Here is a 17,724-nt window from a genome sequence, read left to right as displayed (position 1 = left end):
ATGAAACTTGAGGCTACAGGGAAAAGCGGGATCTGGCAGAAATTTGGTCCGTTACTCGCCCTGGTACTTTTATTTATCGTAATAACCGTTTTAAATCCATCATTCATGGAACCGAATAATATTTTGAATTTATTGCGTCAAACCTCCATCAATGCACTTATTGCATTTGGAATGACTTTTATCATATTGACAGGTGGCATCGACTTGTCCGTCGGTTCCATTTTAGCTCTATCCAGCGCACTTATGGCTGGTATGATGGTCTCGGGATTAGATCCGATTTTAGCTATACTAGTAGGGATTCTACTAGGTGCAATAATGGGTGTAATCAATGGGATCCTCGTTTCAAAGGGAAAAATGGCCCCTTTCATCGTGACACTGGCAACCATGACGATTTTCCGGGGATTAACGCTTGTGTATACAGATGGAAAGCCGATTACTGGAATCGGCGATTCTGAAATGTTCCAGATGCTTGGGAGAGGTTACTTCCTGGGACTTCCAGTACCGGCAGTGGTGATGGTCATCGCTTTCTTGATCCTATGGTTCCTGCTTCATAAAACATCCTTTGGCCGTAAAACATATGCCATTGGGGGAAATGAAAAGGCTTCCCGTATTTCAGGGATTAAAGTTGACCGAGTCAAGGTGGCCATATATGGTCTGGCCGGTACGATGGCGGCAATCGCTGGTGCCATTTTAACATCCCGTCTGAATTCGGCACAGCCGACTGCAGGCCAATCCTATGAAATGGATGCCATTGCAGCCGTGGTGCTAGGCGGAACGAGCCTTTCAGGCGGTAAAGGGCGGTTGTTCGGTACGCTGGTGGGTGTCCTGATCATCGGTACCTTGAATAACGGCATGAATTTACTTGGTGTATCCTCTTTCTACCAGCAAGTGGTAAAGGGTGCAGTTATATTAATCGCGGTCTTACTTGACCGTAAAAAATCATAAGAAGAGGTGTAATCAATGAAAAAAATAGTATCAATTATCATGGTTCTTTCTTTAATGGTCTTGGCTGCCTGTTCAATGGACTCTGGTTTATCGGATGATAAAAAAGAAAAGAAAGGCTCCATGAAAGACGTGAAAGTCGGAGTCAGCATCTCTACTTTAAACAACCCATTCTTCGTTTCCTTAAAAGATGGCATTGAAAAAGAAGCAAAAGAAAAAGGCATGAAAGTCACAGTTGTTGACGCCCAAGATGATACGGCAAAACAAATTAGCGGAATTGAAGATTTAATTCTTCAAAAGGTTGATGTCCTTCTTGTGAATCCTACTGACTCTGCGGCAATATCTTCAGCCGTTCAATCAGCAAATGAAGCAGGCATTCCAGTTATCACGATTGACCGCTCTTCAGACGAAGGTGACATTGAAACATTCATCGCTTCCGACAATGTGGCTGGCGGGGAAATGGCTGCAGAATATCTAGTTAAGGAGCTTGGCGATAAAGCGAAAGTAGTGGAGCTTGAAGGGGTATCCGGAGCATCCGCAACTCGTGAACGCGGGAAAGGTTTCCACAATATTGCGGACAAGCAGTTAGATGTCCTGACAAGCCAAACGGCGGAATTCGACCGGACAAAAGGGCTTAATGTCATGGAAAATATCCTGCAAGGCAATAAAGACATCCAAGCGGTATTCGCCCATAATGATGAAATGGCACTAGGAGCCATTGAAGCAATCAAGGCAGCAGGAAAAGACATCATCGTGGTTGGTTTTGACGGAAATGATGATGCATTGAAAGCAGTTGAAAACGGTGAACTAAAAGCTACAATCGCCCAACAACCGGCACTTATCGGTGAAGAAGCGGTTAATGCGGCTGAAAAAATCCTAAAAGGTGACAAAGTGGATGACACAATATCCGTTCCATTGAAATTGGTCACAAAAGAATGATTGTCTTTCAACAAAAAGAGTGCCGGAACTTTTCCGGCACTCTTTTTTGTCGTAAGAAAGAAATGTTTTTAATCCAATTGATGTTATCTAATTGTGGATACCCAGCTTGAATTAAAATGAATGAGTGGGATAAGAAAGTGAAAACGCTCTTTTACAAAAGTAAGGCGGTCCTTGTCGGAACCGCCTCCTAAATCAACTGATTGCTAGAGTATACCTTGAGTCAGCATCGCATCCGCCACTTTAAGGAATCCGGCAATATTGGCCCCGACAACTAAGTTGCCAGGCACACCATATGCCTCTGCGGCCTCTACACTATTTTTATAGATGTTTTTCATGATCTCGTGCAGCTTGGCATCGACATCTTCAAAAGTCCAAGGCATTCTGGCACTGTTTTGGGCCATTTCAAGTGCAGACACGGCAACGCCGCCTGCATTGGCCGCTTTTGCTGGTCCAAAAAGGATGCCGTTATTAAGGAATACATCAATGGCCTCGAGGGTTGAGGGCATATTAGCACCCTCACCAACTGCCTTCACATTGTTTTTGACCAGTAATTTTGCTGCTTCTTCATCGATTTCATTTTGTGTGGCACAAGGCAGTGCGATGTCACATGGTACAGACCAAATGCCATAGCTTCCTTCATGGTATACGGCTTCCGGGTGCGCATCGACATACTCGCTCAAACGTTTTCGTTCCACTTCTTTTAGACGTCGAACTGTGTCAAGGTTCAGACCATTTTCATCATATATATAGCCATTGGAGTCGCTGCATGCAACAACTTTTGCGCCTAGCTGTGTAGCTTTTTCAATGGCATAAATGGATACATTGCCAGATCCGGAGATAACGACAGTGCTGCCATGGAATTGTAACCCTTTGTCTTTTAGCATTTCTTCGACGAAGTAAACCGTTCCATAACCAGTCGCTTCTGTACGGGCCAAACTTCCGCCGTAACTTATGCCTTTACCGGTTAAGACACCAGCATGGTAGCTGCCTTGCATCTTTTTATACTGACCGAACAGGTAACCGATCTCCCTTGCACCGACTCCGATATCTCCAGCCGGTACATCTGTATCAGGTCCGATATAGCGAGCTAGTTCTGTCATGAAACTTTGGCAAAAACGCATGATTTCCGCGTCCGATTTTCCTTTAGGATCGAAGTCCGATCCGCCTTTTCCCCCACCGATCGGCTGGCCAGTAAGAGAGTTTTTAAAGATTTGCTCGAAACCAAGAAACTTAATGATGCTGGAATTGACAGTGGGATGGAATCGAAGACCGCCTTTGAATGGCCCGATTGCACTGTTGAATTGTACACGAAAACCACGGTTGACTTGAACATTTCCCAGGTCATCAACCCATGAAACACGGAAGGTGATCATTCTTTCGGGTTCAACCAGCCTCTCCAATATTCCGCTTTTCATATATTCAGGATGTTTTGCAAAAACGGGGACCAATGAAAGGAATATCTCTTTTACGGCTTGATGGAACTCACTTTCGTGGGGATTGCGCTCCTTCACCTGTGCATATACTTGACTTACGAACTCTTTGGCAACTTGTAATTCCGTATGCTCGACTTCTTGTGAAGTGGTCATTGTTCTCTCTCCCTTAAGGTAATTTATTCTTAAAATACAATTGAATAAGATATCAGTCTTTATACGATACTTTCATGATATAATTTAAAAATAAAACAAACAATCTGAATATTAGATAAGTAACATGCTGTTTTGATATGGAAGAGGGAGCTTAGAGTGGAATTAAGGCAAATCGAATATTTCATTGAAGTGGCAAAGCGTGAACATATGACGGAAGCAGCGGTGAACTTGCATGTTGCCCAGTCGGCAGTCAGTCGTCAAATCTACAATTTAGAAGAAGAATTAGGTGTGCCCCTATTTATCCGGGAAGGCCGAAAGATCAGATTGACGCCTATAGGACATACATTTTTAATGAATATGGAACAAGCTATGGATATAATCGATCGTGCCAAGCGTGAGATGGCTGAAAGTCTGGATCCAGAAAAAGGGACAATCCGCATTGGCTTTCCCAGCAGTTTGGCTTCTTATGTATTGCCAAGGGTCATTTCCGAATTCAGGGAAAGTTATCCGCAGGCAAAGTTCACTTTGAAACAAGGCTCATATCGATACCTGATAGATTCGGTAATAAAAGGTAATATTAACATGGCCTTGATCGGTCCTCTGCCGACGAATGAAAAGAAAATCAAAGGTGAAACGCTATTTATTGAGAACTTAGTTGCCCTTTTACCAGAAAGTCATCCTTTGGCCTTGAAGAAATCACTATGCTTGAATGAGCTTAAAGGAAATCCGTTCATCCTATCTCCAAAGGGCTATGTTTTAAGGGATCTTGTCATGAAAGCTTGCAAACTTCATGGCTTTGAACCGGAAGTGGCATTTGAAGGAAAAGATACTGATGCTATAAAAGGCCTGGTGGGGGCAGGGTTGGGTATAACCTTGATACCTGAGATTTCCTTGATTGATAGCTTGCCACGTTTTACGGTTAAATTGCCGCTGGAGGAACCGTCGGTAACCAGGGCTGTAGGGGTCATCGTTCCAACTGATAGGGAACTTATGCCAACGGAGAAATTGTTTTACCAATTTTTGAAGGACACTTTTGCAACATTGGAAGGTTTTCAATAAGAATAAGGTGGGTCTCTATTAGAGCGAGATATCCAGCTAGTGAGAGAATCCTTGAATCGGGTTCTTTTTTTTTGTCGCAAATGTCTCGAAATATCTTCCATGTAGCACATCCTAAAAAAGGAAAATCTATTTTGGGATAATATAATATTAGTATTTTCTTGTATAATAATGGGTTAAACCTTTATTTTTGAAAACGCTTTTATTTTATTAGAATAAAATACTTCTTACATTATCAGAAAATTCATGTTATTATACGAGCAGACGTTATAGGAAGCGGTGCGATATACTTAATAGGCTTTTAAAATGAAGACCTTTATTTTTTTTGCATTTTACAAAATTGAATATTTTGATAATTAATAAGGAGTGGAGATATAGTGAGCAGGAAAGAATACTTCAGCGATCGAATGTACAAGGCATCGACAGGGATAGCCAACGCTGTTTTGGTTACATTAGGGATCGGGTTATTGTTTGAATCCATAGGGGGATATTTAGATTGGGAGGTCTTCCTGGCAATAGGCGGGGCCGCAAAGGTCTTGCTGGCACCGGCTTTAGGAGCAGGCATCGCATATCAGCTAGGTGGAAATTCATTAATTATCTTTAGCGCCATGGCTTCAAGTACTGTTGGGGGTGCTGCCATTCACAGAACTGCTGAGGGTGCTTTCACGATTGTTACGGGTCAGCCGCTAAGTGCTGTCTTGGCAGCAGTAATTGCAACATATATAGGTAAGCGCCTAATCGGCAAAACGAAGTTGGACATCATGGCCATCCCAATGGGAGCAGTTCTTGTCGGTGGAGTTTCGGGATATGGCCTGGCTCTTGTCACCACTCCGCTCCTAACATGGATAAGCAGCCAAACCACCGCTGCGGTCGAAGGTTCTCCCTTAATCGGTTCAATGGTCATTGCCTTGGTATGGAGCATTTTATTGATGACACCGGCGTCTTCCGCTGCACTGGCGATCGCTCTGCAATTAGATCCCGTTTCCAGTGCTGCAGCTCTAATCGGATGTACCGTTCAGTTTGTAGGGTTCACTGTCATGTCTTATAAAGATAATGATATGGGCGGGTTCCTGGCACAGATGATCGTTACGCCAAAAGTTCAATTTCCTAACTTAATCAAGAAACCATTATATGCCGTTCCGCCTTTTGTAGCTGCAATCATCTGTGCGCCTATCGCTACCTTGGCATTCGATTTTCAAGTGCCGTATGAGCTTGGAGGCATGGGGTTAAGTTCAATGATTGCCCCGATTGCCATAATAACTGGTCAGGGGTTGTACACGTTCCTGGTTTATGTGGCAGTGGGTATGGTATTGCCAGCTTTAATCACACTTGCATTGCATCGGGTATTGAAGATGATGGGTAAAGTTAAGCCAGGAGATCTTCATTTGGAAGTTTCATAATCAAAGTTTTCTAGAAACCAGCCTGGTTAAGGAACCGGGCTGGTTTTTATTTATAAAGGGATTAGGGTAAAATGGGGAGGAAAGCATATGCATAGATAGGATGATAAATATGGGAAAAGAAATAGATATAAAAGTGAAAGCTAAGTTCGTGAGTAAAATCGCCAAGGGTTTTCCCTTGATTGTTAAAGAGTCGATAGCCAACCTTAATGACCTTAGGGAAGAGGGGTCATTGGTGCATTTGGTGGATGAAAACAACCGGTTTCTGGCAAAAGGATATTATGGTAAACAGAATAAGGGCTATGGCTGGGTATTGACCCAAAGAGAAGATGAAAAGATTGATCAAGCCTTCTTTACCGGCAAAATCCAGGCAGCATGCGAATTCCGAAAGTCATTTTTTGAAGATGGGGAGACTACCGCTTTCCGCTTGTTTAATGGGGAAGGTGACGGAATTGGTGGTTTAATCATTGATCATTATGATGGTCACTATGTCATTAGCTGGTATAGCAAGGGAATATATTCCTTTAAAGACTACATCATTAAGGCATTGCAGGAAACGGTCGAGGTTAAATCGATTTATCAGAAGAAACGCTTTGATACAAAGGGGCAGTACGTGGATGAAGACGATTTTGTCATGGGCGAACAGCCGGCATTTCCGCTTCTTGTAAAGGAAAATGGAGTCCACTTCGCTGTTTATCTGAATGATGGGGCAATGGTCGGTGTCTTCCTTGATCAACGCGATGTCAGAAAGAAAATCCGGGATGAATATTCAAAAGGGAAAACGGTGTTGAATATGTTCTCCTATACGGGGGCATTCTCCGTGTTTGCCGCTTTAGGCGGTGCAGTTAAAACAACGAGTGTCGACCTGGCGAATCGCAGTTTACCAAAGACGATCGAGCAGTTCAGTGTGAATGGCATAGATCCTGAAGCTCACAATATCGTGGTGATGGATGTTTTCAAGTATTTTAAATATGCGGTGAAGAAAGCTTTGAAATTTGAAATGGTCATCCTTGATCCGCCCAGCTTTGCCAAATCGAAGAAGTTTACTTTTAGTGCCGGGAAAGACTATACGAATCTATTGAAGGATACCATTTCCATTACGGAAGACAATGGGATCATTATCGCCTCAACTAATTGCAGTACGTTCGACATGAAAAAATTCAAGAGCTTCATTGATGTTGCTTTCAAGGAAATGAATGGAAAGTATGAGATCATGGAACAATTCTCATTACCGGCTGATTTTAAAACAAGCAGGGAATATAAGGAAGGCGATTATTTAAAAGTAGTCTTCATTAAGAAAATTAAAGGTTGAAAAAGGGTGTCCACAGTTCCATTAGAGCTGTGGATGCCTTTTTTAATGAAAAATTGTTTCATGTGAAACGAACGGGTATTCGGGGTTCAAAGGTTTGGCCGTTCACTTTGCAAATCTTTCGATAACTGGAAAGAAGGTTTCATGCGAATGCTGTTAGCGATGCAAAACTGGGCTGCATAGTAGGTAAGCATGATCAGTGGTCCAGAATAGGCAACATCATCGATGAATTTGTTCCAAGATAAAATGGAGTCGGAAATCACGAACAGGACCCCGCCGATGATGACGGCCGCATTGCCGGTCATGAATGCCGCCCAGCCCATGAGAGAGATGACCGTTACATAACAGATTACAGGGATGATGAGGTCATGTTCACCTTTTTCGATTAACGAATGTACAATTTCACGTCCAATCCAAGTGGAGTAAATGCTAATCGGAAGAATCACAGCAAATCGGAGCCATGAAAAGTTCCACAGTCTAAAGAATGCTGAAATATAGAAAAGGTGGCCGATCAAGAAGGCACAAAGCCCGATGACGAACCAGATTAACAAAGCATCTCCAAGCATGCAAAAGAATAGACCAAGAAGTATGAAGGATTGGTATCGATCCCGTCTTCCCACATTTGTGAAGGCGTAGAGCAAAATTAATAACATGGGAATGACCTTGAACATGATTTTAATGATTAAAGGCTCTTCCGGTATAAAAAAAATATATAATAGTCCCGTGATAAGGATTGCGGCAGGTAAACATTTCATTAACATTCAAATCCCTCCTTCAGTCTTTAATTCTATGTAAGGGATAGGAACCCCTTGTCAATTAAAGTACTGTTTGAAAGAAAGTCGAAAAAATGAAAAAACTGGCTCCTGTTTTAACCAGGAGCCAGTCAGTTATAAGAATCATACAGCTTCTTTAATGAATGCTTGTTTTAACCATTTTTTTCCCTCAACTAGCCTTGTGACAAGCATGGCACAAACGGTGTTTCCTGTTGAGTTAAGCAGTGTGGCAGGAGCATCGATGATCGTGGATATAACGGCAATGATCGGCAGGACTTCAACAGGGAAGCCGAATACACTCAGAATCAGCATTTCCCCAATCATGCCGCCCCCAGGAATGGCACCCATAACGGCTCCAACCAAAAAGGCAACAGCCAGTATACTTAAAATGCTTGATATGCTTGTCATATCTTTTCCAAATAAGCTGAAAAGGAAAACGATTTTCAATACCCCGCCGAATACCGAACCATCTTTATGAGTGTTGGCTCCGAGTGGGATGACAGTCTCCGCTATATCCTTAGGCACGCCCATTTTCTTGACTGATTCCAGATTGACTGGAATGGATGCGGCACTAGAACAAGTTGCAATGGCTGTAATGGATGGTGTCAGGGCGTTTTTCCAAAATAGTTTAACTCCATCTTTCCCGCCTGCGATAAAGGCATACAAAGTGAAGAAGCCGAAATAATAAATCAAGGCCAAGACTAGATAAAGAATGAAAGTGCGAGCGTAGCCTTCTAAAATCTGCGGCCCAAGCTGCCCGATTATCGCCGCAAAATAAGCACCAAGTCCAATTGGAGCATAGTACATGACGATTTTGACGACCTTCATCATGACAGCTGTACCCGCTGTCAAAAACTCGGTAATCGGTCTTGCTTTCTCCCCGACCAGTGCAGTGGAAAGTCCGATTAATACCGAGAAAACGATAAGCTGAAGCATATTGCTTCTAGAGAACAGTTCCGGGAAATCGGAAACGGTTACAGTGTTGACCAGCTGACTGAAGAAAGAAACTTCTTCGATGGTCTCTTCAGGGGAACTGTTTTCCATCAGTTCCTTAATGGCTGTCGTATCCGTGCCTTCCAACGGATTTACGATGGTTGTCCCAATAAATCCAATGACGGCAGCTAAAGCGGCTGTTGTCAGGAAAACGAGAACGATGCTTCCCATGATTTTTCCGAGACGCTTCATTCCGCTCATATTGGCAATCGCTGAAGCAATGCTGAAAAATACCAATGGCACGATGATCGTGAACATCAGATTTAAGAATAAGTCCCCTAGCGGCTGTAAGACCGAGGTTTTTTCCCCGAAAACCACGCCAGCTATCCCACCGATAATAATGGCAGTCAGTAATATTAAAGAGGATCGATAGTTTTTGATAAAGCTCTTCATTAAATTTCCGTCCTTTCAGGATGAAGATATCAATAAAATATACTTCATTATCAACTCTAAAATCAGGTTTGACAATATATTTTTATAGGAAGGAATGTTAAAAGATGAAACGCAATAAATAATAGGGAATGGATTTGAAAATATCGTGGAGGAGGGATGGAATGGCATTTATTGAGGTGGAAGAGGGCGTTCGGTTGTTTTATGAAGAAAAGGGCCAGGGAAGACCGGTTATTTTTATCCATGGTGTGTGGATGAGCAGCCGGTTCTTTAAAAGGCAGCTTCCGTACTTTTCAGAGAAATATAGAACAATCTTACTTGATTTAAGAAGCCATGGTCAGTCAAACCATGTACATTACGGAAATACGGTCTCCGTTTATGCAAAAGATCTTCATGCATTCATAGGTAAACTGGGGTTAAAGGATGTCATACTTGTAGGCTGGTCCATGGGGGCATTTGTCGTCTGGGATTATCTTAAGCAATTCGGTGAGGGAAATATTCATTCAACCGTGATTGTGGATGAATTGGCCTCTGATTTTAAGTGGCACGATTTTAATATCGGTGCATTTGATATGGACACGTTGATTGCCTTCATGACTGAAATTCAAACGAATCGTGCCCCATTTTTACAAAGCTTCCTTGCTTCCATGTTCAACAATGAATTATCTGTAGGGGATGCAAGCTGGATGCTTAGGGAAGTGACCAAAATGCCGGAATCCATTGCCAGTAGCATTCTATTTGACCAATCGATTGTAGACTATCGTGAATTCTTGCCAAAAATCAATATTCCGACACTTCTCTGTTTTGGAAGGCATGAAAAAGTAATTCCTGTTGCAGCAGGGGAACATTTGCATGAAAATATTCCGAATTCCAAACTAGTAATCTTTGAAGATAGTTGCCATTGTCCATTTATGGAAGAAAGCGATTTGTTTAATGAAACCGTGGATTGCTTCATTCAAAAGGGCGTATAGTCATACTGGACGGGAAAAAGGGGATGCAGGGTTCGTGCCCGCACTCCTTTTATTTATGGTTATAAATGAATCTTTCTGTTAACTAAACGGTTTCGGCAAGAAATAAGGGGAATACTGGTACTAAGGAAGTCTGAAGTGGCGGTTAATGGAATTGATAAATTAAATAGGTAATATTTTTATATCCTTTTCACGGGAATTGGGCTATTATGAGGTGGATTTAACTTGGTATGATCGTTATCTGTTATAGAGGGAAACTCATGCAGGAAGTGATGGAGAGGATAAAATGGATGAACGTTTACTATACAATGAAATTATAGATGTATGTTTACTTGCGGGAAAAATCATGCTTCAGAACGGAGCGGAAACTTCACGGGTGGAAGATACGATGGTAAGAATCGCTGCAGCGTTTGGATGCGGTGACTCACATAGTTTTTCGACCCCTACAGGAATTATTTTTTCGCTGGATGGCATGCACCCGGCTTCAAAATTAATTCGAGTTTCCCAACGATCTACAGATTTACATAAGGTGACGCTGGTCAACAGTATATCCCGAAGCATTTCCAGCAAGGAAATGACACCGGAGGAAGCTTATTTACAGTTAAAACAAATCGAAAAGGCAGGGATGGGGTATCCCATGTGGGTACAGGTCTTTGCTGCGTTTATATCGAGCGGCTGCTTTTTAATCATGTTCCAAGGCCAGTGGAATGATTTCATCTGGTCCTGTATAGCTGGAGGAATGGGTTTCTCATGCCTGTTTTATTTGCACCGGTTACTGGAAGTTCGTTTTTTTGCTGAATTCATCGCCTCATTAGTCGTAGGTCTAGCAGCTATGTTCTTTGTCCAGATTGGAGTCGGAAGTCATTTGGACAAGATAATCATTGGAGCGGTGATGCCGCTTGTGCCAGGGCTGTTAATTACGAATGCAGCAAGGGATTTAATTGCAGGACATTTGGTTTCGGGCCTATCCAAGGGTGTTGATGCAGGTTTGACTGCTTTAGCCATTGGGGCAGGAATATCGGCTGCGTTTGTTTTCTTATGATTTAAGGGGAGGTAGAATGATGATTGCACAGCTTATTACAAGTTTCATTGCCTCAGCCGCCTTTGGAGTCATCTTCAATGTACCAAAAAATTCATTGTTACAATGTGGTTTCGTGGGGATGTTAGGATGGATCTTATACTTTTTTCTGGTTGAAAATGAGATAAACAGCATCATGGCAACATTAGCGGCTGCATTTATCGTTGCGGTTATCAGTCAGTATTTTGCTAAAAGGTATAAAACGCCGATCACAATTTTCAATATATCAGGAATCATCCCGCTCGTGCCTGGAGGTTTGTCTTATGATGCGATGAAGCATTTTGTCGGAAATGATTTTTATGTTGCCGTTCAGTTGGCCGCCAAGGTCTTCATGCTGGCTGGTGCCATTGCGATGGGGCTGATCTTTGCAGAAGTTATGAACCAGTTAGTAACTAAGTACAATAGAAGGAAGTTAAGATTGAGAAGTTAGCAGGAATCTTCTTGATATATGTTTCTAAATAAAGAGAAAGGAGATCAGGCCGAACCCTGATCTCCTTTCTCTTTTTAGTATTTTAAAATAATAAGTAAGCTAGCTTATATAGGATCTTTCATCCCAGTGTTGGCTGTAACCAAAATTTCGTCGAATTTTTTTGCATCAGCTTTCTTGCTTGACAGAAGTGTTCCGGCGATGGCTGCGATAAAACCAATCGGGATGGAGATGATGCCTGGATTGGCAAGCGGGAATAATGGCTCCCCGACGAATATTGCTGCTCCCTCCACCGGTGACCAGACATTGGGACTCAGGAACACAAGCAATAAAGAACTGACCAGTCCAACTAACATGCCCGTGACAGCCCCAGCTGTGTTAAAACGTTTCCAGAATACCGTGAAGACAATGATGGGCAGATTGGCACTGGCAGCGACAGCAAAGGCAAGTGAAACAAGGAAGGCGACATTCATGTTTTGGGCAAATAAGGCAAGGATGATGGAGAGGACGGACACCCCGATCGATGCCCAACGAGCAGCAACGACTTGTTCCTTGTCAGTGGCTTGGCCCTTCCGGATGATGTGGCCATAGAAGTCATGGGCAAAAGCAGATGCTGCCGATAGAACGAGGCCTGCTACAACCGCTAAAATGGTAGCGAAAGCAACTGCAGAGACAAATGCGAACAGGAAGTCACCCCCAATGGCTTCGGCAAGCAGCGGGGCAGCCATATTCCCAGCCGCATTCGCGCCAATGATTTTGTCGTAGCCAACAAAAGCTGCCGCTCCAAATCCCAGGAAAATGGTCATTATATAAAAGATGCCAATGATCCAAGTAGCATATACTACGGACTTTCGGGCTGTGATGGCGTCTTTCACCGTAAAGAAACGGATGAGAATGTGAGGAAGTCCTGCTGTACCGAGTACAAGCGCTAAATTAAGGGATAAGGTATCCAAGGGATCCTTGAATTTGTTACCGGGGTTGAGGAAATCCCCGCCCAAAGGAGTGGCTGTTTTCATCTGCTTGAACATCTCGATCACGCTAAAGTCGAATTTCGCCAATACGATGATGGAGATGATGAATGTACCTGCCATCAATAAAACGGCTTTGACGATTTGGACCCAACTGGTGGCCGTCATACCGCCAAATACGACGTATACGGTCATTAAAATGCCTACAATGATGACGGAGTAAAGATAATCAATTCCAAGTAAGAGTTTTATAAGGGCACCTGCACCGACTAATTGGGCGATCATATAAAAGGTTGAAATGGAAATGGTGTTAAGGGCAGCGACCCCGCGTACTTTCTTTTCATTGAAACGGGCAGCAATCATGTCCGCCAATGTATACTTGCCAAGGTTACGGAGCGGTTCGGCTACGATATAAAGAACGACCAGATATGCAACCAGAAAACCTATGCTATAGAAAAAACCATCAAATCCAGAGAGTGCGACCATGCCGGCTATCCCCAAAAACGAGGCAGCGGACATATAATCCCCCGCAATGGCCCAGCCATTCTGCCAGCCGGTAAGGCTGCTGTCCGCCGTATAAAAGTCTGCGGTCGTTTTGGTGCGCCGTGAAGCAAAATAGGTAATGACCAATGTTAGCCCGACAATGATTAGAAATAATATAAAAGCAAGTATATTCATTGTGAATTCACCTTTTATCCTTTCGCTTCTTTAACGATTTTTTTCACTAATTGGTCAAATGTCGCAGCTTTTTTCGAATAGAGGATGCATAATGTCCAGGTCATGATAAATTGAGCGAAGGCAAAAATCCAGGCCCAGCTGATTGCCCCGAAAGCATAGGAGTTAAGAACTTTAGAATAGGAAGTTAGTATAGGTAGGGTGAAATAAAAGACCATGAAAAAGATGGATAGCGGGACGATGAAATTGCGTTTTTTCCTTAACAGTTCTTGAAAAGATTGTGATTGGACGATCTTGGTGTAGTCCGTGGAAGCGCTTGCCTCGGTTTCCTTAGCGATTGAATCGTTTGATGCCAAGTTGGTTCCCCCTTCATCATCATTGATTTAGATTTCATTACTAATTTCCGATAACAGTATCAGTATATAATTTTCAGAATATATTGTAAATTTAAATGCTAAAATTAAATCTTTTTTCGTTCGACACCGTTTTAATTTGTTCGTACAAGCAAGGACGTGTGCCATGCGTACGGAAGATCATGGAAATCAAACGCATGGCCATTAAGGAAAAGTTAAGCTTCTTTCACGATACTGGTTTCAATGAAGGAAATCTGAAAGGAGAAAAGTGATGAAAAAGTGGATAATGATATGTACGGTTTTAGTGCTGGCGATTGGGGGATGCGCTTGGTTTTTCATGAAGGACAGTGCTGAGCCTGTCATCGCAAAGTCGGTGACCGCAACAGTTGAAAAGGGAGATCTTGAAGTTCAAATAAGCGGTTCCGGATCGGTCGCCGCAATCAATAGTGAGGACATCACTTCCTCTGTAACGGGTGAAGTGGATGAAGTCCTTGTAGAGAAGAATGAATTGGTTGAGAAAGGTGATGAACTTATTACCTTCACGGATGGAAGTGACCCGATAACTGCCCCATTCGATGGTACCGTTACAACAATGGATGTTGAAGAAGGCGATCGTGTATCAAGCGGTGAAGTTTTGGCACATGTTACGGATTATAAAAAATTGAAAACCACGATCAGTGTAGATGAATTGGATGTTCCAAGTGTTAAAAAAGGACAAACGGTTGAAATTAAAGCCAGTGCTTTTGAAGATGAAACGTTTACGGGGGAAGTGACCAGTGTAGCAAAGGAAGGTACATATGAGAATGGAGTTTCTTCGTTCGATGTTACGATCAAAATTGACAAACCCGGCGATATAAAAATTGGGATGTCGACTGAAGTGAGCATTTTGACGAATAGTGTTAAAGATGCTTTATATGTTCCGATTGAAGCAGTCCAAATGGATGGTGAAGAGAAATATGTAAATATACAACAATCCGGTACAACTGAAGGAACTGCCAGTACAAAGAAAGCGGTTGAGACTGGGATCAGCAATGATAGGTATATTGAAATAACTTCGGGACTTGAAGAGGGCCAGTTTGTTTCCTTGCCCATCACCATCAATGAAAGCTCGACTGGAAGTGGTGGTGAAGGAATGAGGGGAGGCCAAGGAGGCGAAATGCGAATGCCGAGCGGCGGGATGCCAAACGGTGGCGGAATGCCAAGCGGCAAGGGAGGTCAGTAAAATGACGAAACCCATCATAGAAATTAGGAACATGTCTAAATCATATGAATTAGGCGGTGAAACGGTTAAGGCACTTCAAGATGTCTGTCTTACAATCGATAAAGGCGATTTCATTTCGATCATCGGTCCTTCTGGGTCAGGAAAATCGACGTTCATGAATATGATTGGCTGCCTTGACAAGCCTGACATAGGTGAATATCTTCTTGATGGAAAAGAAGTGGAAAAGATGAAGGATAATGAGTTAGCTGCCATTCGTAATATTAAAATAGGATTTATCTTTCAAAATTTTAACCTGTTGGCAAAACTGACAGCGTTGGAAAATGTCGAACTTCCCCTGGTTTATAGAGGGGCAAGCGTTAAGGAAAGAAGAAAAGTGGCCAATGCATGCCTTGATATGGTAGGCCTGAGTGACCGGAAGAATCATCTGCCGAACCAACTGTCGGGCGGACAACAGCAAAGAGTTGCGATTGCAAGGGCACTTGCCGGTGACCCGCCCGTTCTATTGGCGGATGAGCCGACGGGGGCCTTGGATAGTAAAACGAGTAAAGAAGTGCTGCAGATGCTGAAAGAATTGAACGAAAAGGGACAAACAATCATTCTAATAACCCATGACTTGGAAGTGGCAAAAGAAGCGACTCGTGTCGTCCGGATACAGGATGGTCAGCTATTTGAGAACGGAGGTGATTGGATTGAACCTGAGCGAATCAATGATAATGGCTATACGCAGTATCAAAACCAATAAAGTCAGAGCATTTTTAACCATGCTTGGGATCATAATTGGAGTTGCCTCCGTAATCGTTCTGGTTTCGATCGGGCAGGGTTCCTCACAGTCCGTTCAGGATGAGATCAATAGCCTTGGAACGAACTTGATAACGGTAAGTGTCACGGATACCGACTCCTTAGAGCTGACGGATGATACAATTGAACAGTTTAAAGAGCTGAACGGGATATCGGAAGTGGCGCCTGTGGTCACAGGACGCGTTTATGCTAAAAACGGAGAAGCTTCGGCACAGGTTTCAATGACCGGTGCAACTTCATCCTACTTATCGGTTAGGGATCTGGAGCTCAGTCAAGGCCGATTTTTGACTGATATGGAAACGGAATTAAGATCCAAGGTCGTCGTCCTGGGGTCGGATACAGCCAGCACGCTTTTTGAAAATCAAAAAGCTGTGGACCAGAAAGTGCTTATCGGCGGAGTTTCCTATCGCGTGATTGGTGTGCTGAAATCGGTAGGCACCTCAATGGGGTCGAACGGGGATGATGTAATCATTGCACCGATCACCACTGCCGAAAGGGCTACAGGCAGCACAACAATCGGAACCGTGTATTTAAAAGCGGAGAACGAGAAAATCATGGATAGGGCGATGTACCAGGTACAAGGTACGATGACCACATCATTCCCAGAACAGAGTGATAATTATTCGGTGTCCAATCAAGAAGGTCTGATGGATACAATGAGCTCTGTGTCGGATACGTTCACACTCATGCTTGGCGGTATAGCCAGTATTTCGTTACTGGTGGGCGGAATCGGGATCATGAATATCATGTTGGTTTCCGTATCAGAAAGGACCAAGGAAATCGGGATTAGAAAAGCAATTGGGGCAAATCGGAAATCGATTCTTCTTCAGTTTTTGATTGAAGCGATGGTCCTGAGCTGCTTCGGGGGATTGTTGGGGGTTGGAATCGGATTGGGAATCGCAAAATTGATTTCAGTTTTTTCAAGCTTAACGATCAGTTATTCATGGTCGGTAACACTGTTTGCTTTCTTATTCTCCATTTTAATCGGGATAATGTTTGGTGTATTTCCTGCCAATAAGGCATCCAAATTAAATCCAATCCAGGCACTGCGTCACGAATGAACACACAATTTGAAAGAAAGCAGGCGATTAAAAGCCCGCTTTCTTTTGCATATGAAAAAGGATAAAATCAACATATATCACTATTGAGGCGGTTGGGAGGTACCCTGCATGAAGGTTTTGGTGGTAGAAGATAATGTTTCATTATTAGAGTCGATCCGACAGATTCTGACGGATGAGTATGAAGTGGATACTGCGGATAATGGGGAAGATGGGCTATTCATGGCTCAGCAAAGTATATACGATATCATCATTTTGGATGTAATGCTTCCGGGAATCGATGGATTTGAAATCGTACGGAAAATCAGGGAAGCAAAAATAGATACAAGTGTCTTGTTTTTGACGGCAAAAGATGCACTTGAGGATCGTGTCAGAGGATTGGAAATGGGTGGCGATGATTATTTAGTCAAGCCGTTTCAGGCACCGGAACTTAAGGCTAGGATTCGTGCCCTGCTTCGAAGGAGTGGCATTTTATCGCTTGAGCAGCATGTGAAATACCGTAATATTGAACTGTTGGAAAAAGAAAAGGATATTTTAATTGATGGGAAGGTCATTAAAATGACCTTGAAACAGTTTGAATTACTGGAATACCTAATTCAAAATAATGGGAAAATATTGACCCGTGAGCAGATTTTCGACCGCATTTGGGGGTTTGATTCAGATACGACGATTGCCATTGTGGAAGTGTTCATCCATCACCTTAGAAAAAAATTGGAACCTTTCAATTACCATAAAGATATTCAAACCGTCCGGGGTATTGGTTATATGCTAAAACAACCATAAGGGGATCAT

At 42.9% G+C, this 17,724-nt stretch carries 17 protein-coding genes; 12 read left to right on the top strand and 5 right to left on the bottom strand.

The window, feature by feature from the left end:
- Both JNUCC41_RS08695 and rbsB read left to right on the top strand, forming a co-directional pair.
- Positions 1-945 (top strand): ABC transporter permease, encoded by a 945-nt coding sequence (locus JNUCC41_RS08695; protein ID WP_192207343.1) that lies wholly within the window; start codon positions 1-3, stop codon positions 943-945.
- A gap of 15 nt (positions 946-960) precedes the next feature.
- Positions 961-1,881 (top strand): ribose ABC transporter substrate-binding protein RbsB, encoded by a 921-nt coding sequence (rbsB, locus tag JNUCC41_RS08690; protein WP_192207342.1) that lies wholly within the window; start codon positions 961-963, stop codon positions 1,879-1,881.
- 203 nt (positions 1,882-2,084) lie between these two features.
- On the opposite strand, the gene gdhA is transcribed toward rbsB, so the two are convergent.
- Positions 2,085-3,467, bottom strand: coding sequence for an NADP-specific glutamate dehydrogenase (gene gdhA, locus JNUCC41_RS08685; RefSeq protein WP_192207341.1), 1,383 nt, complete (start codon positions 3,465-3,467; stop codon positions 2,085-2,087).
- 156 nt (positions 3,468-3,623) lie between these two features.
- Here gdhA and JNUCC41_RS08680 point away from each other — a divergent pair, with 156 nt between their 5' ends.
- From JNUCC41_RS08680 to JNUCC41_RS08670, 3 genes are all read left to right on the top strand, one after another.
- On the top strand, positions 3,624-4,526 hold the full coding sequence (locus tag JNUCC41_RS08680) for a glutamate biosynthesis transcriptional regulator GltC (protein ID WP_192207340.1): 903 nt from the start codon (positions 3,624-3,626) through the stop codon (positions 4,524-4,526).
- A gap of 404 nt (positions 4,527-4,930) precedes the next feature.
- Positions 4,931-5,923 carry a PTS sugar transporter subunit IIC gene (locus JNUCC41_RS08675; RefSeq protein WP_192208104.1) on the top strand — a complete coding sequence of 331 codons (993 nt, stop codon included), beginning with the start codon at positions 4,931-4,933 and terminating at the stop codon, positions 5,921-5,923.
- Positions 5,924-6,032: 109 nt separating this feature from the next.
- Positions 6,033-7,232, top strand: coding sequence for a class I SAM-dependent rRNA methyltransferase (locus JNUCC41_RS08670; protein WP_192207339.1), 1,200 nt, complete (start codon positions 6,033-6,035; stop codon positions 7,230-7,232).
- 86 nt (positions 7,233-7,318) lie between these two features.
- Here JNUCC41_RS08670 and JNUCC41_RS08665 read toward each other — a convergent pair whose 3' ends face one another.
- Complete coding sequence (locus JNUCC41_RS08665) at positions 7,319-7,990, bottom strand: lysoplasmalogenase (protein ID WP_192207338.1); 672 nt, start codon at positions 7,988-7,990, stop codon at positions 7,319-7,321.
- A gap of 135 nt (positions 7,991-8,125) precedes the next feature.
- On the bottom strand, positions 8,126-9,388 hold the full coding sequence (locus JNUCC41_RS08660; RefSeq protein WP_192207337.1) for a dicarboxylate/amino acid:cation symporter: 1,263 nt from the start codon (positions 9,386-9,388) through the stop codon (positions 8,126-8,128).
- A 161-nt stretch (positions 9,389-9,549) separates the two neighbouring features.
- Between JNUCC41_RS08660 and JNUCC41_RS08655 the strand changes: the two genes are divergently transcribed.
- The 3 genes from JNUCC41_RS08655 (at position 9,550) to JNUCC41_RS08645 (ending at position 11,861) form a co-directional block, all read left to right on the top strand.
- Positions 9,550-10,356, top strand: coding sequence for an alpha/beta fold hydrolase (locus JNUCC41_RS08655; RefSeq protein ID WP_192207336.1), 807 nt, complete (start codon positions 9,550-9,552; stop codon positions 10,354-10,356).
- Between the two features lie 283 nt (positions 10,357-10,639).
- On the top strand, positions 10,640-11,395 hold the full coding sequence (locus JNUCC41_RS08650; protein WP_192207335.1) for a threonine/serine exporter family protein: 756 nt from the start codon (positions 10,640-10,642) through the stop codon (positions 11,393-11,395).
- Between the two features lie 16 nt (positions 11,396-11,411).
- Positions 11,412-11,861 (top strand): threonine/serine exporter family protein, encoded by a 450-nt coding sequence (locus tag JNUCC41_RS08645; protein ID WP_192207334.1) that lies wholly within the window; start codon positions 11,412-11,414, stop codon positions 11,859-11,861.
- 104 nt (positions 11,862-11,965) lie between these two features.
- Here the strand turns inward: JNUCC41_RS08645 and JNUCC41_RS08640 are convergent, their stop codons facing one another.
- Positions 11,966-13,504, bottom strand: a complete 1,539-nt coding sequence (locus JNUCC41_RS08640) for a solute symporter family protein (RefSeq protein ID WP_098370283.1) — start codon at positions 13,502-13,504, stop codon at positions 11,966-11,968.
- Between the two features lie 14 nt (positions 13,505-13,518).
- Entirely contained in the window at positions 13,519-13,857 is a 339-nt protein-coding gene (locus tag JNUCC41_RS08635) for a DUF485 domain-containing protein (RefSeq protein WP_192207333.1), read from the bottom strand.
- 268 nt (positions 13,858-14,125) lie between these two features.
- Here JNUCC41_RS08635 and JNUCC41_RS08630 point away from each other — a divergent pair, with 268 nt between their 5' ends.
- From JNUCC41_RS08630 to JNUCC41_RS08615, 4 genes are all read left to right on the top strand, one after another.
- Complete coding sequence (locus tag JNUCC41_RS08630) at positions 14,126-15,076, top strand: efflux RND transporter periplasmic adaptor subunit (protein ID WP_192207332.1); 951 nt, start codon at positions 14,126-14,128, stop codon at positions 15,074-15,076.
- Between the two features lies 1 nt (position 15,077).
- The gene (locus JNUCC41_RS08625) at positions 15,078-15,818 is read left to right on the top strand and encodes an ABC transporter ATP-binding protein (protein ID WP_286182403.1); all 741 of its coding nucleotides are present in this window, start codon (positions 15,078-15,080) and stop codon (positions 15,816-15,818) included.
- Positions 15,745-16,935 carry an ABC transporter permease gene (locus JNUCC41_RS08620; RefSeq protein ID WP_353618321.1) on the top strand — a complete coding sequence of 397 codons (1,191 nt, stop codon included), beginning with the start codon at positions 15,745-15,747 and terminating at the stop codon, positions 16,933-16,935. Before JNUCC41_RS08625 ends, JNUCC41_RS08620 begins: the two co-directional genes overlap by 74 nt.
- Positions 16,936-17,043: 108 nt before the next feature.
- Positions 17,044-17,715 carry a response regulator transcription factor gene (locus tag JNUCC41_RS08615; protein ID WP_192207331.1) on the top strand — a complete coding sequence of 224 codons (672 nt, stop codon included), beginning with the start codon at positions 17,044-17,046 and terminating at the stop codon, positions 17,713-17,715.
- The last annotated feature ends 9 nt before the right edge of the window (positions 17,716-17,724 follow it).

This window comes from Brevibacillus sp. JNUCC-41 (assembly GCF_014844095.1).
Lineage (GTDB): Bacteria > Bacillota > Bacilli > Bacillales > DSM-1321 > Peribacillus > Peribacillus aracenensis.
Note: the sequence above shows the minus strand (reverse complement) of the source record. Positions and strands in the feature narration are given on the sequence as shown.